Annotated in this window: 20 protein-coding genes and 2 tRNA genes; 10 read left to right on the forward strand and 12 right to left on the reverse strand. The window is 36.8% G+C overall.

The window, feature by feature from the left end; translation table 11 throughout:
• Positions 1 to 479: 479 nt before the first annotated feature.
• The 3 genes from QM491_RS22105 to dnaN all read left to right on the forward strand — a co-directional run bounded on the left by QM491_RS22105 (position 480) and on the right by dnaN (position 5,611).
• On the forward strand, positions 480 to 2,594 hold the full coding sequence (locus tag QM491_RS22105; protein WP_283329708.1) for a peptidylprolyl isomerase: 2,115 nt from the start codon (positions 480 to 482) through the stop codon (positions 2,592 to 2,594).
• A gap of 105 nt (positions 2,595 to 2,699) precedes the next feature.
• Positions 2,700 to 4,361, forward strand: coding sequence for a gliding motility-associated ABC transporter substrate-binding protein GldG (gene gldG / locus QM491_RS22110; RefSeq protein ID WP_283329709.1), 1,662 nt, complete (start codon positions 2,700 to 2,702; stop codon positions 4,359 to 4,361).
• A gap of 125 nt (positions 4,362 to 4,486) precedes the next feature.
• Positions 4,487 to 5,611: a DNA polymerase III subunit beta gene (gene dnaN / locus QM491_RS22115; protein ID WP_166550436.1), complete on the forward strand. Its 1,125-nt coding sequence runs from the start codon at positions 4,487 to 4,489 to the stop codon at positions 5,609 to 5,611.
• Between the two features lie 250 nt (positions 5,612 to 5,861).
• Here the strand turns inward: dnaN and QM491_RS22120 are convergent, their stop codons facing one another.
• Both QM491_RS22120 and QM491_RS22125 read right to left on the reverse strand, forming a co-directional pair.
• Positions 5,862 to 8,021: a xanthine dehydrogenase family protein molybdopterin-binding subunit gene (locus QM491_RS22120; RefSeq protein ID WP_283329710.1), complete on the reverse strand. Its 2,160-nt coding sequence runs from the start codon at positions 8,019 to 8,021 to the stop codon at positions 5,862 to 5,864.
• Positions 8,022 to 8,026: 5 nt separating this feature from the next.
• Complete coding sequence (locus QM491_RS22125) at positions 8,027 to 8,488, reverse strand: (2Fe-2S)-binding protein (RefSeq protein ID WP_283329711.1); 462 nt, start codon at positions 8,486 to 8,488, stop codon at positions 8,027 to 8,029.
• A 287-nt stretch (positions 8,489 to 8,775) separates the two neighbouring features.
• Between QM491_RS22125 and QM491_RS22130 the strand changes: the two genes are divergently transcribed.
• Complete coding sequence (locus tag QM491_RS22130; RefSeq protein WP_095162007.1) at positions 8,776 to 9,225, forward strand: thioredoxin family protein; 450 nt, start codon at positions 8,776 to 8,778, stop codon at positions 9,223 to 9,225.
• Positions 9,226 to 9,527: 302 nt separating this feature from the next.
• Here QM491_RS22130 and QM491_RS22135 read toward each other — a convergent pair whose 3' ends face one another.
• Positions 9,528 to 10,364, reverse strand: a complete 837-nt coding sequence (locus QM491_RS22135) for a TerC family protein (protein WP_283329712.1) — start codon at positions 10,362 to 10,364, stop codon at positions 9,528 to 9,530.
• A gap of 480 nt (positions 10,365 to 10,844) precedes the next feature.
• On the opposite strand from QM491_RS22135, the gene QM491_RS22140 reads away from it, so the two are divergent.
• Positions 10,845 to 10,922 (forward strand) — tRNA-Val (locus QM491_RS22140).
• Positions 10,923 to 10,938: 16 nt separating this feature from the next.
• Positions 10,939 to 11,013 (forward strand) — tRNA-Val (locus QM491_RS22145).
• A gap of 120 nt (positions 11,014 to 11,133) precedes the next feature.
• On the opposite strand, the gene QM491_RS22150 is transcribed toward QM491_RS22145, so the two are convergent.
• The 4 genes from QM491_RS22150 to rsfS all read right to left on the reverse strand — a co-directional run bounded on the left by QM491_RS22150 (position 11,134) and on the right by rsfS (position 16,583).
• On the reverse strand, positions 11,134 to 12,681 hold the full coding sequence (locus tag QM491_RS22150; protein WP_283329713.1) for a glycoside hydrolase family 32 protein: 1,548 nt from the start codon (positions 12,679 to 12,681) through the stop codon (positions 11,134 to 11,136).
• Between the two features lie 264 nt (positions 12,682 to 12,945).
• On the reverse strand, positions 12,946 to 13,752 hold the full coding sequence (locus QM491_RS22155) for a UDP-2,3-diacylglucosamine diphosphatase (protein ID WP_283329714.1): 807 nt from the start codon (positions 13,750 to 13,752) through the stop codon (positions 12,946 to 12,948).
• Positions 13,753 to 13,889: 137 nt separating this feature from the next.
• Positions 13,890 to 15,986: an ATP-dependent zinc metalloprotease FtsH gene (ftsH, locus tag QM491_RS22160; protein WP_283329715.1), complete on the reverse strand. Its 2,097-nt coding sequence runs from the start codon at positions 15,984 to 15,986 to the stop codon at positions 13,890 to 13,892.
• A 210-nt stretch (positions 15,987 to 16,196) separates the two neighbouring features.
• Positions 16,197 to 16,583 carry a ribosome silencing factor gene (gene rsfS, locus QM491_RS22165; protein ID WP_095167965.1) on the reverse strand — a complete coding sequence of 129 codons (387 nt, stop codon included), beginning with the start codon at positions 16,581 to 16,583 and terminating at the stop codon, positions 16,197 to 16,199.
• A 125-nt stretch (positions 16,584 to 16,708) separates the two neighbouring features.
• Here rsfS and QM491_RS22170 point away from each other — a divergent pair, with 125 nt between their 5' ends.
• Both QM491_RS22170 and QM491_RS22175 read left to right on the forward strand, forming a co-directional pair.
• Positions 16,709 to 17,482 carry a biotin--[acetyl-CoA-carboxylase] ligase gene (locus tag QM491_RS22170; RefSeq protein ID WP_283329716.1) on the forward strand — a complete coding sequence of 258 codons (774 nt, stop codon included), beginning with the start codon at positions 16,709 to 16,711 and terminating at the stop codon, positions 17,480 to 17,482.
• 297 nt (positions 17,483 to 17,779) lie between these two features.
• Entirely contained in the window at positions 17,780 to 19,444 is a 1,665-nt protein-coding gene (locus tag QM491_RS22175) for an AMP-binding protein (RefSeq protein ID WP_283329717.1), read from the forward strand.
• Positions 19,445 to 19,538: 94 nt separating this feature from the next.
• On the opposite strand, the gene QM491_RS22180 is transcribed toward QM491_RS22175, so the two are convergent.
• Positions 19,539 to 20,873: an MFS transporter gene (locus QM491_RS22180; RefSeq protein ID WP_283329718.1), complete on the reverse strand. Its 1,335-nt coding sequence runs from the start codon at positions 20,871 to 20,873 to the stop codon at positions 19,539 to 19,541.
• A gap of 130 nt (positions 20,874 to 21,003) precedes the next feature.
• Between QM491_RS22180 and QM491_RS22185 the strand changes: the two genes are divergently transcribed.
• The gene (locus QM491_RS22185; protein ID WP_283329719.1) at positions 21,004 to 22,386 is read left to right on the forward strand and encodes a BamA/TamA family outer membrane protein; all 1,383 of its coding nucleotides are present in this window, start codon (positions 21,004 to 21,006) and stop codon (positions 22,384 to 22,386) included.
• A 317-nt stretch (positions 22,387 to 22,703) separates the two neighbouring features.
• On the opposite strand, the gene QM491_RS22190 is transcribed toward QM491_RS22185, so the two are convergent.
• Both QM491_RS22190 and QM491_RS22195 read right to left on the reverse strand, forming a co-directional pair.
• Positions 22,704 to 23,174: a LytR/AlgR family response regulator transcription factor gene (locus tag QM491_RS22190; protein ID WP_283329720.1), complete on the reverse strand. Its 471-nt coding sequence runs from the start codon at positions 23,172 to 23,174 to the stop codon at positions 22,704 to 22,706.
• A 218-nt stretch (positions 23,175 to 23,392) separates the two neighbouring features.
• Complete coding sequence (locus QM491_RS22195; protein ID WP_283329721.1) at positions 23,393 to 24,043, reverse strand: response regulator transcription factor; 651 nt, start codon at positions 24,041 to 24,043, stop codon at positions 23,393 to 23,395.
• A 354-nt stretch (positions 24,044 to 24,397) separates the two neighbouring features.
• On the opposite strand from QM491_RS22195, the gene QM491_RS22200 reads away from it, so the two are divergent.
• Positions 24,398 to 24,979, forward strand: a complete 582-nt coding sequence (locus tag QM491_RS22200) for a hypothetical protein (protein WP_283329722.1) — start codon at positions 24,398 to 24,400, stop codon at positions 24,977 to 24,979.
• Between the two features lie 100 nt (positions 24,980 to 25,079).
• On the opposite strand, the gene QM491_RS22205 is transcribed toward QM491_RS22200, so the two are convergent.
• Both QM491_RS22205 and QM491_RS22210 read right to left on the reverse strand, forming a co-directional pair.
• Entirely contained in the window at positions 25,080 to 26,144 is a 1,065-nt protein-coding gene (locus QM491_RS22205) for a branched-chain amino acid aminotransferase (RefSeq protein ID WP_283329723.1), read from the reverse strand.
• Positions 26,145 to 26,173: 29 nt separating this feature from the next.
• Complete coding sequence (locus QM491_RS22210) at positions 26,174 to 26,722, reverse strand: cob(I)yrinic acid a,c-diamide adenosyltransferase (protein WP_283329724.1); 549 nt, start codon at positions 26,720 to 26,722, stop codon at positions 26,174 to 26,176.
• Positions 26,723 to 26,872 lie beyond the last annotated feature (150 nt).

Raw genomic sequence — 26,872 nt, forward strand, 5'->3', positions numbered from 1 at the left:
TAAATAAGTTCTATAAAATAATGATACCTGTGTGTAGATGGCGACTACACGATTCATTATAAAAGACTGAAAAACAGTTCAGAAGTAACATTATTAACTAAAATTAATTCATAATTATTTTATTATTCTTTAGTTAATCTGACATAAATCAGTATAAATCTTGAAATGCTCCATATTTAGCAAATAAATCAAACAAAACTTTGACAATCAAACGATTAAGTTTTGTGTATTACATAAGTAAAGCTAGGTATTTTTCTTTTACTTCAGATAGGAAAATTGAATAAAAAAAAGAAAAACTCATCTATCTCTTTTAAGATGCCATACTGCTATTTTGATATTACAAAGTATTATGATTATTTTGCGGTTCTTTTGTGCAGAATATTGTATCTCGTAATTGGTGAAGAATAACTATCCCTTTTTACTACCAACCTACGAGTCTCGTTTCACCCATTAAAGCATAACGTTTTAAAGTACTAAATATGGCATTAATTACCAAAATCAGAGAAAAATCGGGAGTTGCAGCGGCAGCCATTGCTGTGAGTTTAATTCTATTCCTATTAGGGAGCGACATTTTCCAAGGCAAATCTCGCTTCTTCGGTGGGAGTAGTGACGAGGTGGGAGAAATCGCTGGAGAATCTATCAAATTTCCAGATTTTCAGAAAAAAGTAGAAGAAGCCTCTCAAGCTTACTCCGCTCAAACAGGTCGTGGACCAAGTGAGCAAGAATTAGCAATGATGCGTGAGCAAGTATGGAACCAATACCTTTTGGATTTCGCTTACGGCAAAGAATATGAAGCGCTAGGACTTTCTGTTTCTCCAGAGGAATTAGTTGATATGGTTCAAGGTAACAATATCCACCCTTCTGTTAGACAGCAGTTTACAAACCCTCAAACTGGTCAGTTCGACAAAAATTACGTTATTCAGTTTCTGAAAAACTTAAAGTCTATGCCGGCTGCTCAGCAACAAGCATGGGCTAATTTTGAGAAGTCTTTGGGTCAAGATAGATTGAGATCAAAGTATGAAAGCTTATTGAGACTTTCGACTTATACAACAAATATTGAAGCTCAAAAAGACTATCAAGCTCAAACGGCTAAAGCTGATGTACAATATTTGTACGTTCCTTTTTATTCTATTGCTGACTCTACTGTGAAAGTGACAGATAGCCAATTGGAAGAATACTTAGCAAAACACAAGGACTTGTTTAAAGGCGAAAACACACGTTCTATACAATATGTAACGTTCCCTGTGATTCCTTCAAAGCAAGATACAGCTTCTTTCTACAACGATATCAAGCGTTTGGCGAAGGATTTAGCAGTTGCTAAAAATGACTCTGCATTTGCCATGATGAACTCAGATGTTAAGACTCCATATTTGGTTTCATTGGCAGAAGTTCCAGCAGCTGTAAAAACACAATTAGGTTCAATGATTGCAGGTGGTATCTACGGTCCATTCAAAGAAAACAATGTTTACTCTATCTACAAATATGGTGGTATCCAGAAAGATTCTTTGTTTACAGTACGTGCTAGTCATATCTTGATTCGTCCAGAAAACACAAGCGATTCGTCAAAAGCAGCAGCTCGTAAACGTGCAGAAGGTATTATGGCGCAAATCAAAGGTGGTGCAAACTTTGAAGCACTTGCTCGTTTGAATGGTATGGATGGTACTGCTCAGCAAGGTGGTGACTTAGGTTTCTTCAAAAACAACGGTTCAATGGTAAAACCATTCGAAAAAGCTGTATTTGGATTTAGCGGAGCAGGTTTGATTCCTGGTTTGATTGAAACAGATTTCGGTTACCATATTGTAAAAGTAACTGAGCCAAAATCTAATACTCGTTATAAATTAGCGGCTATTAATCGTACTATCGCTCCTAGTCAAGCTACAATGGACGAAGTGTTGCGCAAAGCAGATAACTTTGCTGCTGCCAATACTAACTCTGAAGCATTTGATGCTGCTGTTAAAAAAGATAAAAGTATCTTGATGCTTCGTGCTGAAAGAATGTTGGAAGGTTCTAGCAATGTAAATAACTTAACTAATGCTCGTGACATTGTACGTTGGGCATTCAATGATGATACTAAAGTTGGAACAGTTTCGGATGTATTCCAAAATGACAACCAATATATCGTTGCTATTTTGACAAATAAAACGTCAAAAGACGAAGTGAAAGTTGCAGACTATCGTGACGAATTAACAGCACGTGTTAGAGCTGAATTGAAAGCTGAACAAATTATCAACAAATTAGGTGGTATTTCAGGAAGCTTGGAGCAAGTAGCACAAAAATATGGTGCAGGTGCTTTAGTTGAAACTGCTACTGATATTACTTTGGCACAAGGCGTATTGTCAAGCGCTGGTGCAGATCCAACTGCATTGGGTAAAGCATTCGGTTTGAAAGTTGGTCAAAAATCAAAGCCATTTAAAGGTGAACAAGGTGTATTTATCGTTCAATCGGTTAAATCAACTCCTGCACCAGCAATCGCTGACTTGACTATGTATAAAAACTCTGCTCGTATGATGGCTGCTCAAAGAGCATCGTTCTATATCAACGAAGCAATTAAGGAACATGCGAAAGTTGTAGACAACAGAGCTAGATTCTATTAGGATTTTTTCTTTTGAAAATATACTGAAAAGCACCTCAAACGAGGTGCTTTTCTTGTTTTATTAGTAGCTTTGCAAGAAAATCGCCTTGGCATCGTTAAGGAAAATATGAAAAATAAAATTATTAAATTTGCACTCGCATTAGGCTTTATTATTGGCCTCAACATACTAGCTAACTATTATTTCTTTCGTATCGACCTCACCGAAGAGGGACGATATACGATTGCTCCTGCTACTAAGAATTTATTAGAAAATCTTGAAGGAGATATCAATATCAAAGTGTACCTCACAGGCAACGATATTCCTGCGGGATTTAAACGTTTGGAAAGTGCTGTAAAAGAAACCCTTGATGAATTCAAAATTTATGGAGGTGCACATATATCCTACCGTTTTGTTGACTTAAATGCTGAAATAAAGGATACTAAATTGCGCAACCAAAAAATTATGGAACTTGTTCAAAAAGGTATTCCTCCAACCAATGTTGTCAACTCTGAAGATGGTAAACGCACTCAAACACTACTTTTACCTGGAGCTATTATTACCTATCAGAATAGAGAAATTACCACACTTTTATTGAAAGGTAATAAAATGTCTTCTCCTCAGGAGATTCTTAATCAGTCTTACGAGGGTGTTGAATATCAACTGGCTTCTGCTATCAAGGCTTTGACTTTACAGGAAAAGAAAAAAATTGGATTCTTTACCAACTATACTTCTTTGCCTGAAGTCAATCAATTGAGTATGATTGGAGCTTTGAGGAAGTTTTATGACCTCTATCCTGTCGACCTACGCAATTCTCCAACTTTGGACGGACTTGATGCGATATGTGTCTTGAAACCAGACCAAGCTTTTAACGAAGAAGATAAATACAAGATTGACCAATTTATCATGAATGGAGGAAAAGCTGTTTTCTTTGTAGATGCAGTAAAAGTAGATTCAGCAGCTCGTGAAGCTAATTTGTCAACTATTAATAATCTTAATCTCGACGATTTACTTTTCAAATATGGGGTTCGCCTCAATCACAATCTTATCAAAGACGCTCAGATGTGTGCAGCTATCCCGATGGATATTGGCAATTTTGGAGATAAATCAAATATTCAATTGGTTCCTTGGCAATATTTCCCATTAATTAACACTTTTGGAAAATCGCCTATTGTTAAAAACCTTGATGCAGTTTATACCAAGTATGTTGGTAGTCTAGATACTGTCCGTGCAGATGGTATCAACAAGACGCCTTTACTAATGACCTCGCAGTACACGCAGTTATTGAGTGCCCCAGCAGTTTTGACTTATAATTTTGCAAGTAAAGATTTAGATGCGACTCAATACAAAGGGGGCGTTCAGACTGTTGGAATGTTGTTGGAAGGAAAATTTGAGTCATTGTACAAAAATCGTATTTTACCAAGTGACCCACGTGCTAGCACATTCAAAGCCAATAGTGCTGCTACCAAAATTGTCGTATGTTCTGACGGAGATATTCCCATAAATGATTTTGACCAAAAGAATAATGCCCCACTACCTTTAGGCTTTGATCGTTTTTCTGGAAATACCTTTGCCAATAGAGACTTTGTATTAAACACCTTCGACTATTTATTGGACGATAATGGCGTTATCTCGGCTCGTAACAAAGTAATTACACTTCGTCCACTCGACAAGTCAGCTCTTCAAAATGAACGCCAGTATTGGCAAGTCGTTAACTTGGTTGTTCCAATGATAATCTTGGTTTTGATAGGGCTTCTACGCAACTACACACGTAAGAGAAAATTTGCCTAATCCAAGTTTATTTCAAGGCTTATTCGTACTTTTGTAGCATAACTAAACATGTCTTTTAATAATGTAAATACGCATTCTTTTGAATGTTTTTTACTTAAAGGCTCCAAATAAATCAATCAGCACTAATGAAATTCGTCGTATCTTCATCAGTTCTATTAAAGCAACTCTCTACGGTAAATGGTGTTATCACAAACAACCCAATTGTACCAATTTTAGAGAACTTTTTATTCCAACTCGAACACAGTCAGCTTACTGTAACAGCTTCAGATTTGCAAACAGTGATGATTACTACTCTTGAAGTAGAATCTCAAGATACTGGTGCAATCGCTGTTCCTGCACGCTTGTTACTCGATACCTTGAGAGGCTTACCAGACCAGCCAATAACTTTCAAAGTAGATACTGAGACTTTTGGAACTGAAATTATTACCGAAAACGGTCGTTATAAACTTTCTGGCGAAAACCCTATTGACTTCCCTAAGGTTCCACAAGTAAGCAAAAGCTTATCTGTAGAAATTGGGGCCGATATATTGGGTTCTGCTATTGCAAACACCATTTTTGCCGTTTCTAGCGATGATTTGCGTCCAGCTATGACAGGGGTATATGTTCAATTAAATTCGCAATACACCAATTTTGTAGCAACAGATGGTCACCGTTTGATTCGTTACCGTCGTAGCGATATTCAGTCAGAGCAAGAGTCAAGCATGATTATTCCTCGCAAGGCTTTGAACTTATTGAAATCATCATTGCCTTCTGATGACACCGTGGTAACAGCTGATTTTAGTTCATCGAACGCATTTTTCAGCTTCAACAATATCAAAATGATTTGTCGTTTAATCGACGAGCGTTTCCCTGACTACGAAAATGCAATTCCTCAAAACAATCCAAATGTATTGACAATCAATCGTCAGGAATTGTTGGGTTCATTGAAACGTATTTCTATTTACTCAAATAAAACTACGCATCAAATTCGTTTGAAATTAGGTCACAATGACTTAGTTATTTCGGCTGAAGATTTGGATTACTCAAATGAAGCAAATGAAAAGTTGATGTGTGATTATGAAGGAGAACCAATGGAAATTGGTTTCAATGCGAAATTCTTAATCGAAATGTTGAACAACTTGAGTTCAAACATGATTTCTATTGAAATGTCAGCTCCTAATCGTGCAGGTCTTATTATTCCTGCCGAAACAAAGGAAAATGAAAATATCTTGATGTTAGTTATGCCAGTAATGTTGAATAGCTACGCATAGTTATTTCGTGAATTGTGATTAATCGAAACAGTGATTGTTTTACCTGTAGAGATACAACACTTTGCATCTAACGGAAATATAGTATTAAAAAAGGCGTTCGAAATAAGTTTTTCGAACGCCTTTTTTGATAAAAATTCAAAGTTTCATCTTTATAATAAAATGTTGATTAACTAGTGGTTACAACGCTACTAGCACGTATATTTTAAAACGACCACTCATTCTCTCAATCATCATTCACTCAAGATTATACCTAGTTAAACTGATATTGCTTAAATGGAATCTTGGTCATACGGGTACCTGTCAAACTAGCAACGGCATTGGCTATTGCTGGTGCTATTGGTCCCATTGGAGGCTCTCCTACCCCACGAGGTTTATCTCCTGATGATAGTATTGAAACTTCAATATCAGGAATATCTCGTATTTGAGCCATTTGATATTGTAAGTATTGGTTTGGCGTTACTTTCCCATCTTTAATAGTTAGTTCTTCAAACATACTAGCACTCAATCCCATAGAAATTGCGCCTTCACACTGAGCTTTTACTCCATCTGGATTGATTACTAAACCTGGGTCTATGGCACAATATACTTTGAGGACTTTAATTGCCCCATTCTCAATTTTAACTTCAGCTACTTGCGCCACTGGCGTATTTACATCCGTTGCACAGGCGACACCCATTGAGTGACCTTCAGGAAGTGCTTTTTGACCAAAGCCACTGATTCTTTGCACTTCTTTTAAAACACCAATAAGTCGTTGACCACGTTCATCTGGTTTAATATGTGTAATTCTGAAACTAATTGGATCCTGCTTTGCTTTTTTGGCTAATTCATCGATAAATGATTCGATAGCAAAAGAGTTTGCCATCAAACCCAAGCCACGCCACCAACTTGTAAAAAAGGGCAACTGGCAACGCCAATATTTTACACTATTATTCTGAATATTTTCATAGTGAAACAAACCTCCTCGCCAAGCACCAAAGTCAGCACCCAAAACGGTAGGCGCAAAGCTTGGCACTAAACTCGAACCAAATGCCACATCTCCGCTTGCAATTTGGTGTTCAATGACTTCAATTTTACCATTATTCAGTTTAGCACTCAATTTATGATGGGTCGGTGGACGTAAATACCCATTCTGAAACTCTTGTTCTCTTTCGAATAAGACATGCACAGGTAAACCCATCTCTTGTGACAAAACTACGGCTTCATAAGCATGTGGGGTATAAAGCCTGCGCCCAAAACCTCCTCCCATAAAAGTCGGCTGAATATCGATATCTTCGACCCGAATACCTGTAGCTTCTGAAATTTCGTTTCTAGTATTTTTGACTGACTGTGTGCTCATTTTGACCACCACTTTACCGTCTTTATAATACGCTGCTACACCGTTAGGCTCCATCTGAGCATGTGCTCCCAAAGGCGTATGAAACTCAATTTTTATGCTATCCTCACCTTCTTCAAGACCAGTCACATCGCCATTTTCCTGTACAACAGTAAGGTCACCTTTACCAATTTGAACAATATCACTAACCTCTTTTTGTTGAAGTAAAGGCGTAGGACTAGTCCAAGCGATTTGGAGTTTCTCTTTTGCCATCAATGCCTCATATCTACTTTTTGCCACTATAGCCACAAAGTCAGGTTGCTCGACCACTCTGATTACCCCTAGAAATTTTGAAGCTTCTTGAGCATTTACGATGCCCCTAACAGCGCCGAAATAGGGTGAGCGTACCACAGCTGCATATACCATATCAGGAAAAGTGGCATCTATCCCAAAAATAGGTTCAGCTTTTACCTTCGCTTCCAAATCTACTCTTGGTAATGGTTTGCCTATTACTTGATACTTTTCAGGCTTTTTCAGCGTTGGTTCTGTATCTGGCAACGACCATTCAGATGTTTGAGCAACAATTTGTGCGTAAGACAGGCTTTTTCCTTGACCGATTACATAACCATTCTGAGCACTAAGATTCGAGAGTGGTATTCCTAATAAGGCAACCGCACGTTCACGCAACATTTCACGCATCAAAGCAGCAAGCATCGACAATTGAGAAAATGTACTCGAAATAGAATCACTCCCCCCAGTAGTATTAGGGTCTATTGGTCCATGTGAGGTAGCACTGTGAACTACCTTAATTTGATTTATAGAAACCTCTAATTCTTCTGCCACAATCTGAGCCAAAGCTGAAAACACCCCCTGCCCCATTTCGATTTTAGGAGAATGAAATAAAATGGTATTATCCTTTTGTACTTCAAACCAATATTGCGGCTCGGTATCTGTACTAAATTGTACTAAAGCACCCTTGTCTGCTTGTTCGACAATAAAACCTCTAATTACTTTTTTTCCTACCCAACCCAAACCTAAGGCTAGTCCTAGACCAGCTCCAGTTTTTATCAAAAAATTTCTTCTCGTTGCTTTCCACATGGTCTTTAGTCTTTTTGATTTAATTGAGCAGCTTTATGAATAGCCTTTCGCATACGATAATAAGTACCACAACGACAGATATTAGTAATATTATCGTCAATATCGGCATCTGTTGGATTAGGAATTCTTTGAAGTAAATCGGCTGTAGCCATCATAAATCCTGGTTGGCAGTAGCCACATTGGGGCACACCTTCTTCTATCCATGCTTGTTGTACAGCATGTAATTGCCCTTGTCCAAGCCCTTCTATCGTTACCACTTTTTTATTTTGAACCTGTGAAACAGGTATTGAACACGAGCGAATGGCATTGCCATCGAGGTGAACAGTACAAGCACCACACAAGCCTTTTCCGCACCCAAACTTGGTTCCCTTTTGTTGAAGTGTATCTCGAAGAACCCAAAGCAATGGCATATCCTCAGGAACATCCACGCTTTGGCTTTTACCATTTAAATCAAATTTCAGAAGCATCGTAAGTTTGTTGAGTTTTAATCGAGTCGAACGAGCAGTTATTTGATTTTTCCTAATCAAGATAAGCTATTCTATCGTTTATCATTAGTATTTTATGAGCCTACAAGATAAACAATTTCAGAACCAAGAAGTTTGACCGCCACATGTTTTGTACAAATTTTTGTCAAGAATATTCAAATTATATTCGTTTATAGCTTTTTTTAAGTACTTGAGATAAAATTCTTGCATCAGAAACTAAAAAGGTCGATTTTCACGTTAAATTAACAAACGCTTTAAATTTCATTACGATGCTCAAATCAAGATTTTTCGCGATTGTACTTACTTTATTTACAATCCACTCTTTTGCCGAAAATAACCCCACTTCTAAATCAAAGTCTGAAGGAACTACTGGTATTCAATTTTTTAGCGGTACTTTTAAGCAAGCTTTAGCTAAAGCAAAACAAGAAAAAAAATTAGTACTTGTTGACTGTTATACCACATGGTGCGGTCCTTGTAAATATTTGAAAACAAAAGTTTTTACAGATAAAGCGCTTGGTGATTTTATGAATAGCAAATTTATCAGTGTAGCCGTTGACTATGAAAGTGCTGAAGGTGAAGCTGTTGCGCAAATGTATCCAGTAGAAGGTTATCCAACTTTATTTTTTATGGATAGCAATGGAAAAGTAAAGAAAACATTACTTGGTGTACCACAAGGGGGAGCAAAAGAAATCCTTCAAACGGCTCAAAAAGTAAAATAATATTATCCAATAACAATTGTCAAAAGTCAGCCTCTCACAAAGCGCTGGCTTTTGTTTTTTAGGGACTATCTTCTGGTGTTTCTACAACAAAAAAGCGAATAGAGTATTCTATTCGCTTTTTTGTTGATGTTGAAGCTGTTTAAACGTTTTCGACATGGGTGAATAAATTCACCCGCTAAGTGGAATTATTGGTCAAGAACAAGTCATATTGTTAACTTTAACTCAAGCATTTTTCCCCCAGTTCAAACAGCTTCATTGAAAAGGCCGTAAGCCGTAATTGACTAATCTACATTATTCTCAACCTATTTATCATCTTCGTCTTCAAGCAAACCTTCTTTTTTAGCTTGTACTTTATAATCGTGTAACTGCACAGGTTTGGTTTTTTGAGTCTTCATATTCAAGAACTCCACTAACAATGAGAAGGCAATGGCAAAATATAAATATCCTTTCGGTACTGTACCAATTTCCGATGCAAAGATTGACACATGAGAGCCATGAGCACTTTCTGCAATCAACATAAAGCCAATCATAATCAAAAAGGCTAACCCTAGCATTTGAATTGATGGGTGGTCATTAACAAATTTACCCACAGGACCAGAGAAACCCATCATAATCAAAATTGACAATACTACCGATAAAATCATTACTGGTAAGTTATGCGTCAAACCAATAGCTGTCAAAATCGAGTCAATTGAGAAAACGATATTAATCAAAGCAATCTGTAGCACTACTGCTGTCAACTTATCTGCGGCACTTCCTTTCGGGCGATCTACGTGGTCTTCGTTTGGATCTCCTTCCAATTTGTGGTGAATCTCAGAAGTTGCTTTGTAAAGCAAAAACAAACCACCCACAAATAGAATTAAACTTTGTCCAGAAATCCCTGCTTTAAACCAACCCCAATCGATGTGAACAAAAGGTTCTTGTAAAGAAATGATAATCGACAAACCAAACAATAATACTACACGGAAAATCATAGCTAATAACAAACCAATATTACGGGCTTTGGGCTGGTCTTTTACAGCTAATTTGTTTGCAGCAATCGAAATAAAGATAATGTTGTCGATACCTAGTACAATTTCAAGAAATGTAAGTGTAATTAAACTGATGATAGCATCTGGACTTAATAGTTGTTGTAGCATTTTTAAAAAGTTGGTTTAAGAAATTATTGTTTTAAATTCTCCTCGAACAAAACAAGGAGTGTTTGTCTGTTCTTGTTGTTGCAAATCTATTAGGTTTTATGAATTAAAAAAATCTTCTTTTCTATAGAAGGAAAGTTTTGCTTACAAGCCATTCTTTTTATTGGTTTATTGGTAAAAATCGTTTATTAAATAGATTCAGACGTTTTTTTTGAAAATATTTTATTTTTCGTTCTACCTTTTAGAGGTAAAAGAAGAGGATTAAATACAATTTTTCTCCAAAAGTTACAAATTTCAGAAAAGTCTAGTAGTTTTTTTGAAAAAAATGTAAAAATTTTTCATCATTTAACTCTCTGATAACAAAAACGTTACTGAAAACTTTTAAAAAAATGTGATTTTTTTTCAGAAAAGGACTTGCATAATACATTTCAACCGTGTAATTTTGCACCACGTTAAACGCAACGACAACAACACAAATAAAATGGTTTCATAGCTCAGCTGGTTCAGAGCACCTGCCTTACAAGCAGGGGGTCCTAGGTTCGAATCCTAGTGGGACCACCACTTTATTTTTATTTCAGGTTTCATAGCTCAGCTGGTTCAGAGCACCTGCCTTACAAGCAGGGGGTCCTAGGTTCGAATCCTAGTGGGACCACAAAAAGCCCTCTTACGAAAGTTTGAGGGCTTTTTTATTGTTATATTAATCAAAAAGCAAATACCATTCTGGTCTGCATCCTTTATGCCCTTGCTCTTATTGATTCTACTTATTTCTTGCTTACTTTGATTCGCCTTTCAAATTCCAAATCTTTAACTTTATTACTTTAGATTTTCCATTTTCAGTAAAAATTGAAAGAGTTCTCGCTTTTTCTGATGGGAAAATTAAATCAGTGATTGTTATCAATCCATCATTGGCAAATACTTCAACAGACATTCTATCTACTAAAATTTGTAATTTTAAGATTCCATCTTTCAAATCATAATTAGCCTGTTCAACACTCGGAAACTGAGGGTGATGCTTTACCGAAGATTTAAGTCTATCTAAAATCAAGCTTTTCTTTTTAGCATCATAATATACTTTTGTTTCAAACTGGTTCTTTTTATTATTCAAAGAGTCTACTTCTTGAGCAATTTTAAATCCTACTTTATTAGCAGATTTTACTTCTATTTCAGCCTCAATCAAATAAGCATTATCCGCAAATAAGGTTCCTCCACTCAATTCTATTGAATTTTTAATCTTGAAATTTTCTTTTTCGAAAGAATCCTGCTTCTCCAAAAACTTCGAAGAAATCACAGGTACTTGAACCAGTCTCAAACCACCTGAGGTATTTTTTCTCAAGGACAATTTCCTTGGAATCGTCATTTGTCCTCGCCAAGGGAAAGTAGGATTATTACCTGTATAATTTAGGTTCGTCATCCATGCCACCAAAGTTGCTTGCTCTTTGGGTAATCCGTTGTAAGGAATACCTGCATACACATCTTTCCCATAGTCAACATACATGGCTTGTTTGGAAGCATTGAGGTTGGAGAAAGTCTTCCCATCAAAATCTCCTACAAAATATTGCATTCCTGTGTATCCTTCCGTCGAACCATTTGAAGATAGCATAAGAACCCATTTAGAGGTATTTGATCCTTCTACGGGCAATTCTATAAGCGAAGGACATTCCCAAGGCTTACGTGTATCCCCTTGGTTAGCAAATTTGCTTAACAATGACCAATCTTTGAGATTTTTCGAACCATAAAATAAAACTTTGTATTCGAGTGGTAAAACCACCGTCATAACCCATTGTAAAGAACCAGCATGCCAAAATACATTGGGGTCGCGAAAGTCCTTTTTCTCTAAATCAACTACTGGATTCTTGGCATATTTAGTAAAAGACATTCCACCATCATTGGAGTATGCGATGTACTGTGATTGTTTTTTACCATCAATATGAGCCGTATAAATCGCCACTAGACTACCTTCAGGCGAAGTCGCAAATCCAGAAGTATTGCGCTCATCGTGTACAAGACTACCCGAAAATATCATGGTTGTATCTTCTGGAATAGCTACAGGATGTTCGGTCCAATGCAACAAATCAGAGCTTGTGGCATGCCCCCAACTCATGTGTCCCCAGTGGTTTCCAAAAGGATTGTGCTGGAAATAGAGATGATATTGCCCTTTGTAAAATAGCAATCCATTGGGGTCATTCATCCAGTTCTTTTGAGGGGTAAAATGGATAACTGGTCGTAAATGAGTGGTTTCTTGTTCTTTTTTTTGACCAAAACTTACCAGCGGTAAACTGCCAATAGAACACAGCAATACATTTTTCAGAAAGTTTTTCATAGATAAACTCGGGTGGGATAAATTGTAGATATTATAGAAAATTATAAAATAACAAATTAGACAAGAGGCATTCTATCAGTCTAATTGCTTCAAAACAAAGATAAAATAGGTAATTATTTACTGACTATGGGATAGAGACTTTTGTAATTATTTTTATGATTTCCATTTTCAATATATTCTATTGAAATATGTTAGCTTCGTTTATATAAAAATTTTCCCCAAGCCAGACAAAAATGTCAACGCTTGGGGAAAATTTTATTTAAGCTATACCTCTAGTGCCGACTCTATTTGCATATTTGTTCCGTTCCAAACAGCATAGTGATAGCTCGTTTCGGCTGAATCATAACACCATTCACCAAGGTTGATATATCTGGCACCCGTTTCGCCAACCGCTAAATCAAGTAGTAAGTGACGATGTCCAAAAATATAGTAATCAAAATGTTGTTGTTGCTCCACTTTAAGGGCATGATTCAACAGCCATTCATCTTTTCCTTTAAAAACCAACTCTCTATTGATACGTTCAGGATCTTTACGACTACCCGACCACCAGTGAGCTAAAGAGATACCTACATGAGGGTGTAACCAACTAAATGCCCATTGGCAAATCTTATTTTCAAAAACACGCTTTAATACCTTATATCCATTGTCGCCAGGGCCTAAACCATCGCCATGAGCGATATAAAGCTTCATTGGGTCTATTTGTCCAGAAGTTTGAATGTTATATTGTTGTGGGTCACGATAGACTTTGATACCCATTTCTTTCGTAAAATAATCGAATATCCAAATATCGTGATTACCTGTGAAAAGGATTAGTTCGATACCTTTATCTGACAATTCAGCCAATTTCCCTTGCAAACGAATGAATCCTTTGGGAATAGCATTTTTGTATTCGAACCAAAAGTCAAAAATATCTCCCACTAAAAAAATAACTTGTGCATCAGCACTGATTTGATCAAGCCAGCGAACTATTTTTTTCTCACGAGCAAGGCTTTCTTCTGGTGTAGGATAACCAAGGTGAAAATCTGAAGCGAAATATATTTTTTTATTAGATTGAAGTTGAATAGAAATCATGCCTACAAATATCAGATACGAAGTTTTGTTTATGCGAAGATAAAGAAAGTAATTGTAACAAAAGATGATTTAAGTTGAAAGCCATTAAATAGAAAAAGCCCTTCACCGATGGCGAAGGGCTTTTTCTAAAACATATCTTAAGCAAGCGTGTCTTCTGTATCAGCAGAATCAACACTTGTTGTTTCTGAAGCTGAAGGTTGCTCTTGCTCAGCTTCTTGTTCTTTCTGACGCTCTAAAGCTTTCTCTTTTTCCTCCTCACCTTTAATAAACTCTTGGTAAGTTGTCAATTGTTCGAAAGGACGAGGGCCTACTAATCTTTCAAGGTCACTTTGGAAAAGAACTTCTTTTTTCAATAATTCTTGTGCCAAAATTTCTAACTTCTCACGCTTATCGCTCAACAAGTCAACCGTACGTTGGTAAGCAGTTTGAATAATCTGGCGAACTTCTACGTCAATTTCACGAGCAGTTGTTTCAGAGTAAGGCTTATTGAAATTATATTCTGAACCTTTTGAATCGTAGTAAGAGATATTCCCCAACTTGTCATTCATACCATAGATAGTCACCATACTGTATGCTAACTTGGTAATACGTTCAAGGTCATTTTGTGCACCTGTTGAAATTTTTCCGAAGATAATATCCTCAGCGGCACGACCACCTAAGGTCACGCACATTTCGTCGATTAGCTGCTCGGTACGATACAAGAATTGTTCTTTTGGTAAATACTGTGCATAACCCAAAGCTGCAATACCACGAGGTACAATAGTTACTTTTACTAATGGATTGGCATGTTCCAAGAACCAGCCCGCAATCGCATGACCAGCTTCGTGGTAAGCAACGATTTTCTTTTCTTCAGGAGAAATCAATTTATTCTTTTTCTCCAAACCACCAATCACACGGTCCATTGCTTCTTGGAAATCCTTCATATCTACCGCAGTTTTGCCGCGACGAGCTGCGATAAGAGCAGCCTCATTACAAACGTTGGCAATTTCGGCACCAGCAAAACCAGGGGTTTGTGCTGAAAGCTCTTTAGGGTCTACGTCAGCTGCTAATTTCAAAGGCTTTAAGTGTACTTTGAAAATAGCCTCACGACCTACGATATCTGGTTTATCAACCGAAATTTGTCTGTCAAAACGACCCGGACGTAACAAAGCTGAATCTAATACATCTGGACGGTTTGTTGCCGCCATGATGATAATACCTGAATCAGTAGCAAAACCATCCATTTCAACTAACAAAGAGTTCAAGGTATTTTCACGTTCATCGTTAGCACCTGGCATTGCACCACGTCCACGAGAACGACCTACAGCATCAATTTCATCAATAAAGATGATACACGGTGCTTTTTCTTTTGCTTGCTTAAACAAGTCACGTACACGTGCTGCACCCACACCTACAAACATTTCGACAAAGTCAGAACCCGAAAGTGAGAAGAATGGAACACCTGCTTCGCCAGCTACAGCTTTTGCTAATAAAGTTTTACCTGTACCTGGAGGGCCTACAAGCAATGCACCTTTAGGAATTTTACCCCCTAGGTCAGTGAATTTCTTAGGATTTTTCAAGAACTCTACAATTTCCTGAATTTCTTCTTTTGCTTCATCCAAACCAGCTACATCGTTGAAAGTGATTTTCACTTTAGCCTCACCATCAAAAAGCGTTGCACGCGAGCGACCAATGTTAAAGATTTGTCCACCTGGTCCACCTGCTCCTCCCATACGGAAGAACATAAAGTAAATTCCGACAAACATCAAGATTAATAATCCTGGTCCCATCAAGAATTCAAAAATTCCTGTTCTTTCTTCAGAAGTAGCGTGGATACGTTGCTCGCGAGGAATATCTTTTTGCAAATCGTTAAGCTCTGTTTCGAATGAGAAAGCGGAGTTAATAGGTAATTCAAAATGAGGTCCTGAATTTTGGCTCATTACTCCATTTCCTTGCTGTTCACCTAGTTCAGATTTATATTTTGGTAAAACCTCTTTTTTAAGCGTAATCTCTGCGATGTCTTTATTTTTGATAATGGTCAATTTTGCAATTTCTTTATGCAATACCATTTGTTCAAATTGTAGCGGCTCGATGGTTTTTAACACACGTGTTTTACTTAGGAAGTAAATACTCACCAAAGCAATAATTAAAGCTACTACTAACCAACCCTGAAATCCGCCGCTTGGAACGTTGGGACGACGAGAATTTTTTGGGAAGTCTGATTGTCTGTTATCTCCGCTATTATTTTCTGCCATTGTTTTTTTAATTACACTTTAAATTCATAATTCTGGTTTAGGATAATGACTCAAAAGATGTAGCCCTGATTTTACAAGGTTAGGCAATAGTCATAATCCTGAAATTTTACCACTCTACACATATCAACGTCTAGTTGAAGCAGATTGTTTCTTAAGCTGATGAATCGTGAGAAGTGGTAAAATACATTTATGAGAGGTTACAACTGCTGATTAAGCGGCTTCGTCGTCGATATAGGTAAACTGAGCGTCTCCCCAAAGTTCTTCAAGTTTATAAAACTCTCTTTTGTCTTTCTTGAATACGTGAACAATTACATCGTAATAATCCAATAAAATCCATTCACGATTTGACTTCCCTTCGATACTTTTAGGGTTTGTACGAGTGGCTTCCCATACCTCTTTATCAACTGAATCGGCTATAGCATCAATTTGAGTATCTGACGTACCTGCACACACTACAAAAAAATCAGCAAAGGCATTTTTTACTCCTCTCAAATCCATCACTACGATGTCCAATGCTTTCTTTTCTTGCATTCCTTTTACTACTAAATTGCAAAGTTCTTCTGAACTTGTTTCTTTTTCTGCTGTGATATCTACCATGCTAAATTCTTTATATGTTATTCTCTTGTGGAGTAGGGCTAGTATATTTGTACAAATAAATCTGAAATATGGCTATGTTTGCCCTTTTTCCCTTGTATTTAGAAACCTAAAATTACGAAATAACCTTGTACAATATTCAACCCAATACCTTATTTACTGGCAAAATTATTAAATATCTGCCAACTTGTCATTCTACTAACGACATTGCGGCTGAAATGATTCAATCGCAAGAGGTTTTTGAAGGAACGATTATTATCACAGACCACCAAACTACGGGTCGTGGACAACGAGGAAATTCGTGGGAAGCTGCAATAGGCCAGAATCTTACTTTTTCGTTGATACTAAAGCCTACATTTCTTCGTGCTTCAGATCAATTTCAGCTCAATGTAGCTGTGTCTTTGGGTGTTCATGAATTTTTGAGTCAATATCTTCCAGAGGGTTTAACGATAAAATGGTCAAATGATATTTATCATTACGATAAAAAGCTAGGTGGCATTTTAATTGAAAACACACTACAAGGATACAATATCGGATACTCTGTTGTTGGAATTGGACTTAATATCAACCAAACTCAATTTGCCGTTTCAACGGCTTCGTCGTTAAGTTTGGCTGCTAATGCGACACAAAGCTATGATTTAAATACTTTGATTACACAATTAGCCGAAAAAATTGAAAAATATTATCTACAAATAAAACAGGGATATTATGAATCACTTAAAATACAATACCTCAGAGTGATGTACAGATACCAAGAATGGCATTACTTCAGAAAAAATGGCGAACTTTTTTTAGGACAAATTATCGGAATTGACCAAACTGGTAAATTGGCGATTGAAACTGAAGATGAAGAGTTATTGTATTTTGACTTCAAAGAAGTTCAATTTGTCATTAACCCTTAGTTAATGTCGTGGTATAAACGAAGCAAAACTCTGGAAAAAGATATATCCTAACAACATTGTTAGAAAGCACATCAAAAGAACTCTTACGATAGCCTGCCTATTCATGACATCGGGGTTAGATATTGATTTGTATTACGCCACAACTCTCACCAAAAAATTCAAACAAATATAATCAAAATTCAATTTTATTCTTAAATTGTCTACAATATTTCTAAAGAAACTGTAAAACAGGTCTTGTCAGTAGGAGCCAATAGGTAATCTAAACAATACCTGTTTAGGCTCAATAGCTATTTTAATATGAAAAGACAATTTAAGTCAATGGTTGAAAACTTTTGCCATTGGGAAACTCATACGCCAGACAGCATATTTCTTAAACAACCACATGGCACCGAATTTAGAGATTTTAGCTATCAGGAAGCTGGGCAGCAAATTCGAAAAATAGCACAATGGCTTCTGTCGCAAAACTTGCCTCCACGTAGTAATATTGGGATATTGTCCAAAAACTGCGCCCATTGGATTATGACTGATTTGGCTATTAGCATGGCTGGACATGTGTCTGTACCCTTTTATCCTACTCTTACCGACGAGCAACTTCGGCAAGTATTAGTTCATTCAGATTGTCAAATTCTATTTGTTGGTAAGTTAGATGCTTGGGAATCTATGAAAAATGGTATTCCCGCTAGTATTCGTTGTATCTCCTATCCTAGTTACTACGAAGGAGCTCCAAGCGAGTTCGAAAATTGGGAATCCATCGCACAAATAACCCCTCCTCTGGCTTCATTTGCTTTAGCAAGTTATGAAGAGGTAAGTTCTATTGTCTATACTTCGGGGACAACAGGTGTACCAAAGGGTGTTATGCTCACACATCAAGGACTAATTTCGGCCTTAGAGCATACAAGGGAAGTGGGGCTATTAGACACGTCAAACGCTCGCTTTTTTTCCTATTTGCCACTTTGTCATATCGCAGAGCGAACTCTAGTGGAATCTGCGGGAATAGCCTCTGGCGGTACTATCTATTTTGCAGAGAGTTTGGACACTTTTGCGTCTAATCTTCAGACAGCAAATCCGACGCATTTCTTGGCAGTACCTCGTATCTGGACCAAGTTTCAGTTGGGCATTTTAGCAAAATTACCACAAAGCAAACTCGACCTTTTACTCAAAATACCAGTTGTAAAAAGTATTATTCGAAATAAAGTGAAAAAGGGATTAGGTCTTGCAAAAGCAGAGTTAATTTTGACTGGTGCCGCCCCAATGCCAAGTAGCTTGCTAGAGTGGTTTCATAAGCTAGATATTCAAATCCGAGAAGCTTATGGAATGACTGAAAATATGGGCGTAGCAACAATGATGCCTCCAAAATATAAAAAGGGAACCGTTGGCAAACCTCATAATGGCGTTACTATCAAAATAGACTCCAATACTCAGGAACTATTAATGAAAGCTCCTTGGAATACCGTAGGATATTATAAAGAACCTATTATGACTCAAGAGTTATTTAAAGATGGGTGGCTGGCTACAGGCGATATGGCTTCTATCGACGAAGATGGATATATCTCAATTATTGGACGAGTAAAAGATATGTTTAAATCTGCCAAAGGTGAATATATTGTACCTACACCCATAGAGGGAATGTTGGCGGTAAACCCAATTATTGAACAGGTTTGTGTGGTGGGAACAGGTTTACCTCAGCCCATCGCATTGGTAGTTTTATCTGAGATTGGAAAAAACACGGATGAAGGACAATTATGTGAAGTTTTTCGGGAAATGATCAAAAGAGTTAATCCACATTTCAAAAACTATGAGCATTTACGAAAAATAGTCGTTGTGAAAGAGGCGTGGTCAGTCGAAAACAATATGCTTACTCCTACCCTTAAAATCAAGCGAAATGTCATTGAAAAGCATTATCAAGGACAATTAGAAAAGTGGTTTGAAAGCCCAGAAGAAATCGTTTTTGAGAAACCATAAACAATATTAAACATCAGATGTCGGCTTTTAGCTTTGTGAAAAGTATTATCTAACATTTTCTCAAAACTGAAAACCGACACCTGATAGCCAGAAATTAATGCCCTGCGCTCATGCTTACCACTTGTCCTTCTTCCATTTTTTTGGATTTAATCAACATCGTGGCAGCTGCTGCTATTAGTAAAAATATCCCTGCAAAAGTTACAGCTTTACCAGAATCATTATCTAAGAAATGTTCAAGCACATAGCCAAAGGTTAAATTTTGAATAATCATCGGAATCACAATCATCATATTAATAATTCCCATATACACGCCATAGCGCTCCTTCGGAATTTCGGATACAACCATCAAATAAGGTATTCCCATCATACTTGCCCAAGCTATACCAAAACCCGTCATAGGAGCAAATAACATATACTTATTCTCAATATGTGGAAAAATCAATAGTCCCACACCAGCCATAATAAGGCACAATACATGAACAAGCTTAGGACTACTTTTTTTAGCTAGCCATACCAAGCCAAAAGCCGACATAAACGTAGCAACATTATACCAACCATTTACCAAACCAGTCCAACCTACGGCCTCCTGATATAAATCTGGGTTTTCTTTTGGTGTTGTCTTCCAAACAGACAAAGCAATACTTTTAGAAGCGTTTTGCCAGTAACAAAATAAAGCATACCATTGAAACAAATATACCAAAGCTAATTGCCACATCACTTTTGGCATATCTTTGATAGCTGACAAAATCTCAATAATAGGCTCTAACAAACCTCCTTTATTCGCTCGTATTTTAGCTAATTCTTCCTCGCTTGGTGGAATTTCATTCGTTTTTGACATAGACCACAATACTGAACCTATCGAGCATAACGAGCCTAAAAAGAATGAACCAAATACCCAGTAAGGAATTTGTCCGTAAGAACCTGTGATATTTTTTTGGAAAACGAATAAGGATACGTTTGCCAATGTAATCCCTAAACCCGTAAAGAAACTCTGTGTCAAGAAACCTGTGGCTTGTTGTTCTTCGGGTAAAACATCTGCAATAAATGCACGATAAGGCTCCATGGCAGTGTTATTGCCTGCATCCAAAACCCACAATAGACCTGCTGCCATCCACAACGAACTACTAAAAGGATAGATAAAGAGCGTCAAACTACAAAGAAGCGCCCCAATAAAAAAGAAAGGTTTACGGCGTCCCCAACGAGGGTGCCAAGTCTTATCACTCAAAGCACCAATAAGCGGTTGTATCAATAACCCTGTAACTGGCCCAGCCAAATTCAAAAGTGGTATTTCGTCGGGACTTGCCCCCAAAAAATCATAGATAGGATTTACGGCACTTTGTTGGAGTCCGAAACTATATTGTATGCCAAAAAATCCCACATTCATATTTATGATTTGTGAGAAGGTAAGTGAAGATTTTAAGGATTTCATAAAAATGGCTAATTTGTGGAAATAGAAAGCAATAATAAGAATAAATTAGCTTTATTTAAGAAACTTTTTCAATTATTTAAGTTTATCAAAACTAAGCTTCCAGTTCGCTCGATAACTCATTCCTCAAAGTATGTTTTTAGTAACGCTATTTTGTAACCTACTTCATTTTTTACAACCTGTCGAAAGTGATTCAGCCATCGTCATTCGTCAGATTTCTATCCAAGGAAATCAGCGAACCAAAGCGTATATCATTCAACGGGAGTTGGACATTCATGAAGGTGATACCATTAACATAAGTGATTTATCAAAAAGAGTTGAATTAAATAGAAGAAAGGTTTTTAATACTAGCCTTTTCAATTTTGTAGAAATCAAGCATAAAATAGATAGTCTATCCAACAATCTGGATATTTTGATTAAAGTACAAGAACAGTGGTATATTTTGGGTTATCCTAATATCCAGATTGCTGATAGAAATTACAATGAATGGTGGAGCCGTGGTGGTAGACTCGATAGACTAATATTTGGCGTGAATATTACTCATGCCAATTTTAGAGGGCGTGCCGAAAAATTGATTTTGAATGCTGAAGTGGGTTTTACACAAAAATTAGAGCTTTTTTATAGAATACCTTATATAGATAAAGCACAGAAAACAGGCTTAGGACTAGGAGTCTCGTATTCTACCAATAAAAATGTAGCCTTTGGTACTTTGCACGATACCCTGAGCTATATCAAGTCAGACAATAGTCTACGCCAGAGAATTTATGCTTTTGCTCAACTCAAAAAGCGCTACCATTTTTACGACAATCATACCCTTGAACTTCGGTATAATCAAAACTGGATAGCCGATACGATTCGAAAAGCGAATTCCAATTATTTTTTAGAAGGAGCAAATACCCAACGCTATCTTCAATTGAGCTATTATTTCAATTACGATTTCCGAGACAATGTCGTTTTTCCTTTACGTGGCTATCGACTTGAACTATATCTTAACAAGTTAGGCTTATTACCTTCCGATAATCTTAATCAATTAGATTTTACCCTTACTGCGAATAAATATTGGGCATTAGCCAAAAATCTCTTTTTGAATATTGGAGCTGAAGGGAAGATTTCCTTTCCTAATAAACAACCTTTCTTTAATACAAGAGGCTTGGGCTATGGCACAGACTTAGTACGAGGTTATGAGCTCTATGTGATTGATGGACAAAAATATGTATGGGCGCGAATGAATCTAAGAAGCAAACTTTTGGATAAGACACTAACGATTAGATGGATTAAATCCTCTCAATTTAATCGAATCCCTATCCAAATCTATCCAAATTATTTTATTGATTGGGGATATGTACAAAACGAATATTCTAATAAGAACCTTAGCTCATTAGCCAACAAACCATTGTATTCTACAGGCTTGGGAGTAGATGCCGTAACGTATTATAATCTTGTTATAAAATTGCACTGGGCTATCAATAGAGAAGGGAAGTCAGGTGTTATTTTTAATATTACAAGAGAGTTCTAGTGAATGGGCGATAGGCAAATCATATTGGGGGCTATCTACTCATTATTTTACAAATAAATTTTCATTTTTACAAGCTCTACTTTATACACTCGTGAAGACGCAAAGTATTACATGTCTACAATCATAATTCACTCTATATTCTTGACCCATATAAAAGACAAAAGGAGACGTTAAGAACATCTCCCTGTGCAAATTAATAGTTCTACACCTATTATCTTAAATATTTTTTAGCTGGATTAGCTATTTTTAAAAACATGGGGCGACAAGGGTCGCCCTTGTTTCCTAAATACCTAACCACTAATATTTTTTTACTATGATTAGTTTTCAAAGTATTGACGTCTTTTTTCTAAGAAATCTTTTTTCTTACGGCGAGATACGCTGATTTTTGCTCCACTCTTCAACTCCACATACATATCTTCTTTTACGTCGTACTGAACAATATAGTTCAGGTTAACCGCAAATGACTTGTGAACTCTCACAAACATTTCGGCATCTAATTTACTCAAAAAATCTTTCATTGTACGAGAAACTAGCAAGTTTTTTCCATTACTGAAGTAAAACTTGGTATAATTGCTCGTTGCTTCGAGATGAGTGATGTCTTTCCAAGCCACAGAGATGCTTTTTTTGCAGCAAACTGGCAAGGAAATAAAACCTTCTTTGATATTCTCACGTTTTACAACATCAGAAATTTTTGGTAGACGAAGTGTCTCCAATGAGTAAGAGTTGTATTCTGTGGTAGGAACAGATACAGCAATAGAGGGCAAGTTAGAAATTCTTGATGTTACCATGATAGTTAATAAGTTACGTTCGGAAAATATATTTTTAAAGGACTAAGTCATGGTTAGGTAAATTGGTATCACAAAATTCTTGTTTTTTATGGTACATGTCAATCACATCATGATGTGATACGCCTACCCCCATTAACCTATGAATCACCAAATTCATATATTTTCTCTTCGTAAAATACTACTTTCAGTATTTTGGTACTATCTATGATTTTATCTACTTACACAATTCTCTCATGAATTGCCTTGGCTACTGCCTCTGTTTGTGAATGTACATGAAGCTTATCATAAATCTTTTTGATATGCGAACGTACAGTGTCCATAGTTATACCACATTTGTCAGCAATCATTTTATAGCTATTACCTTTTACCAACAGATTAAGGATTTCTGTCTCTCGCTCTGTAAGTTTATACGAAACATTGTCGGCTACACGTGGCTGCTGTTGAGGTAACATTTGTAGTACTTTTCTCGCAATACTTGAGGTCATAGGTGCCCCTCCATGATGTGCATCGATGATTGCTTCAAGTAGTTTAGTGGGAGGAGTACGTTTGAGCATATAACCTACAGCTCCCGAACAAATGGCTTCAAAGATATTTTCATTATCATCAAATACCGTGAACATCAATACGTTAACATGTGGCGCAATTCTTTTGATTGTCTTCAGTCCGTTTATCCCATTAGCTACGGGCATGTCTATATCCATCAATACCACGTCAGGTTTGTATAAGTTTACTTGCGCTTCTACATTTTCGCAATTTACAAAAGCTCCGACTAATTCAAATCCCATAGAACCTCTCAAGAGTACCGAAAGGCTCTCTCGAAGGTCGGGGTTATCTTCATATACTATTATCTTGATGGGTGATGTATCCATGTTTTTACTTTCTTTTATTATGAAAATTAAGGGGTAATAGATGTTACAGCTTTCAGAGATGTATAAATCCCGTGATAAGCGTCATAAATATACAAAGAAAAGATAGAGATAGCTTCTAATAGAATCATAAAATAAGTTAACGCCACATCATCATGTGATATGTACAGAATTACTATACGATTCAAAGACAACATACTATTTATTCTTCATTACGAATTCGTTCGGCAAGACTCTCATTTGTGGAGTATTAATAGAAACCTAACAAACGACTCAGAAAGTTTTCTTACCTTTGTTACAATACTTTTACTGCATATTTGTTAACCATACATAGTGTTACTCAATCATTCATTTATTGTGAAAAAACAAATACTTCTCTTCTGTTCTATTTTTCTTTTAGGTGGATTACAAGCTTGCCAAGAAAAGAAAAGTAACGATCAAATTCAAGTCAATAGTCTCGATGCTACTACCAATAACCAAGGTTCAGATTTGAATAATTACTCTCCTATTTTTCAGTCAATTCTAAAGTCAGATACAGGAATGGCTAGAGGGGTATCGCTGGGAGATACATTTGATGGTATCAAAGAAAGCACACTTCCTTCTGAAACTCAGCCAGATAATGGTCGTAGCTATACTGAGTATTTTGACAATACCGACCTTAATTTTGCAGATATTTTATATAGTAAAGATAATACCAATAAAGTAAGCGAAATTGCGATTGATGTATATATCGAAAAACAACCAACGGTAGATAGTCTTTTTCAAGAATTCAAATCGTATTTTAATAAGAAATATGGTACAGGAACAGATAAAACAAAAACTACTTCTTGGGAAATTGCGAATGGACAATACATGGTTGTTCTCCAAAACGTAAGTACACAAAAAGACCCTGGATTTAAGATCGTTTTTGCCAATAAATCCGAGAAAAATGTTCAATAGAATAATTATTTCAAATTGCTTGATAGCTTTCTCAAATAAAAAGGAGTCCTATGATATTTCACAGGACTCCTTTTTATTTGAGAAAATGATTTTTCAATCACTAAACTTTATATACCCAACCTCTTGAATCTTCTTTCACACCTAAACGAATTGAGTTAATTTCCTCATAAACTCTTTTCGAGAAAGCATCTGCTGGACGCTCAGGTAATTCATAGTCTTGTCCTTCAAAGCCAATTGTTGAAATTGGTGCAATCACAGCCGCAGTACCCGCACCAAATGCCTCTTGTACTTTACCTGCTTTAATACCTTCTATTAATTCAGCAACTGACAATTGACGTTCTTCTACCTCCATACCCCAATCACGAGCGATTTGTAATACAGATTTACGAGTCACACCGTCCAAGATAGTATCGCCAGTTGGAGCAGTTACCAATTTGGTATCAACTACGAACAATAAGTTCATTGTTCCTGCTTCTTCTACATATTGGTGTGTAGCTGCATCTGTCCAAATGATTTGGTCATAGCCTTCTTGTGCTGCCAACTGCGTTGGGTATAATGAACCACCGTAGTTACCTGCATTTTTCGAGAAACCAACACCACCATGAGCAGAACGAATATATTGAGTTTCAACTTTCACACGCAAAGGTTTGCTATAATAAGCTCCTACTGGACAGTTGAAAATCATAAATTTATACGTTTTTGAAGGCGTAACTCCTACGTATTCGTCGGTCGAGAACATAAAAGGACGAATATACATAGAGCATCCAGGCTTAGCAGGAATCCATGCAGAATCGAGCTTTAACAATGCCGAAAGACCTTCCATAAAGATATCTTCAGGAATTTCTGGCATACACATACGCACAGCAGACTTGTTCAAACGAGCCCAGTTGTCGTGTGGTCTAAATACGAGGATTTCACCTTCAGCATTTTTGTAGGCCTTCATACCTTCAAAAATTGCTTGACCATAATGTAGCGACATCATCGCTGGCGTATAAGAAATAGGACCATAAGGTACAATTTGAGGTGTTTGCCAAGCACCATCTTTGTAATCAACCACCAACATGTGGTCAGCAAACGAGCGTCCAAAAACTAGGTTGTCGAAATCAACCGCATCAATTCTCGATTTCTCAATCTGATGAATTTCGATTTGCACTGTATCTGTCATATTAATATTGCGTTATGCTATTTTCTCAACTAAACTCTGGCTTTCCAAGCCACTTCTGCCACACCGAGTTGTTTGGCCATAAAACGGCAAAGTATAAATAAATAATCGGATAGCCTATTCAAATAACGGATAACCAAGTAATCGGTATCGTTTTCTTCTGCTAATCGTACCACTTGGCGTTCGGCTCTTCGGCATACGGTTCTGGCTACATGCCCAAACGATACATGTTGATGCCCGCCTGGCAAAATAAAGAATCGCATAGGTTCTAAGTCTTCATTCATGACATCCATCGCTTTTTCCAAAGCTTCGATATCACTCTCGTGCAAATCAGGAATTTGTTTCTTTGTTTGCTCTGGTTCTGAAGCCAATATCGAACCAATAGTGAATAATCTATCTTGGATTTCCTTTAAAAGCGCCTTTTTATCAGCATTTACTTCAAAATCACCCAGCAATCCAATATAAGCATTCAATTCATCGACTGTTCCGTAGGCTTCAATTCGTAATTCAGCTTTCGAAATTCTTGTACCTCCTACCAACGAAGTTGTCCCTCGGTCACCACTTTTTGTATAAATTTTCATGAAGAGCTTAATCGTCAAAGTTTTACAACCAACCTAATTTTTTATCTCTCGAAGCTAATTCATAGCCAATCAATTAGCCCAAATGCTTAATAATACAAAGCTATGTTTTTTTTGAGGATTTTTGCTTATAAAATTGCAAAAAATAATTGT

This window comes from Flectobacillus longus, assembly GCF_030056705.1.
Classification (GTDB): Bacteria; Bacteroidota; Bacteroidia; order Cytophagales; family Spirosomataceae; genus Flectobacillus; species Flectobacillus longus.

Coding starts and splice junctions, on each gene's coding strand:
- QM491_RS22185 (WP_283329719.1), top strand. CDS start 21,004: ATGTTTTTAGTAACGCTATTTTGTAACCTACTTCATTTTTTACAACCT.
- QM491_RS22120 (WP_283329710.1), bottom strand. CDS start 8,021: ATGTGGAAAGCAACGAGAAGAAATTTTTTGATAAAAACTGGAGCTGGT.
- QM491_RS22190 (WP_283329720.1), bottom strand. CDS start 23,174: ATGGTAACATCAAGAATTTCTAACTTGCCCTCTATTGCTGTATCTGTT.
- QM491_RS22205 (WP_283329723.1), bottom strand. CDS start 26,144: ATGACAGATACAGTGCAAATCGAAATTCATCAGATTGAGAAATCGAGA.
- QM491_RS22150 (WP_283329713.1), bottom strand. CDS start 12,681: ATGAAAAACTTTCTGAAAAATGTATTGCTGTGTTCTATTGGCAGTTTA.
- QM491_RS22180 (WP_283329718.1), bottom strand. CDS start 20,873: ATGAAATCCTTAAAATCTTCACTTACCTTCTCACAAATCATAAATATG.
- QM491_RS22210 (WP_283329724.1), bottom strand. CDS start 26,722: ATGAAAATTTATACAAAAAGTGGTGACCGAGGGACAACTTCGTTGGTA.
- ftsH (WP_283329715.1), bottom strand. CDS start 15,986: ATGGCAGAAAATAATAGCGGAGATAACAGACAATCAGACTTCCCAAAA.
- rsfS (WP_095167965.1), bottom strand. CDS start 16,583: ATGGTAGATATCACAGCAGAAAAAGAAACAAGTTCAGAAGAACTTTGC.
- dnaN (WP_166550436.1), top strand. CDS start 4,487: ATGAAATTCGTCGTATCTTCATCAGTTCTATTAAAGCAACTCTCTACG.
- QM491_RS22155 (WP_283329714.1), bottom strand. CDS start 13,752: ATGATTTCTATTCAACTTCAATCTAATAAAAAAATATATTTCGCTTCA.
- QM491_RS22195 (WP_283329721.1), bottom strand. CDS start 24,043: ATGGATACATCACCCATCAAGATAATAGTATATGAAGATAACCCCGAC.
- QM491_RS22125 (WP_283329711.1), bottom strand. CDS start 8,488: ATGCTTCTGAAATTTGATTTAAATGGTAAAAGCCAAAGCGTGGATGTT.
- QM491_RS22105 (WP_283329708.1), top strand. CDS start 480: ATGGCATTAATTACCAAAATCAGAGAAAAATCGGGAGTTGCAGCGGCA.
- QM491_RS22135 (WP_283329712.1), bottom strand. CDS start 10,364: ATGCTACAACAACTATTAAGTCCAGATGCTATCATCAGTTTAATTACA.
- QM491_RS22130 (WP_095162007.1), top strand. CDS start 8,776: ATGCTCAAATCAAGATTTTTCGCGATTGTACTTACTTTATTTACAATC.
- gldG (WP_283329709.1), top strand. CDS start 2,700: ATGAAAAATAAAATTATTAAATTTGCACTCGCATTAGGCTTTATTATT.
- QM491_RS22175 (WP_283329717.1), top strand. CDS start 17,780: ATGAAAAGACAATTTAAGTCAATGGTTGAAAACTTTTGCCATTGGGAA.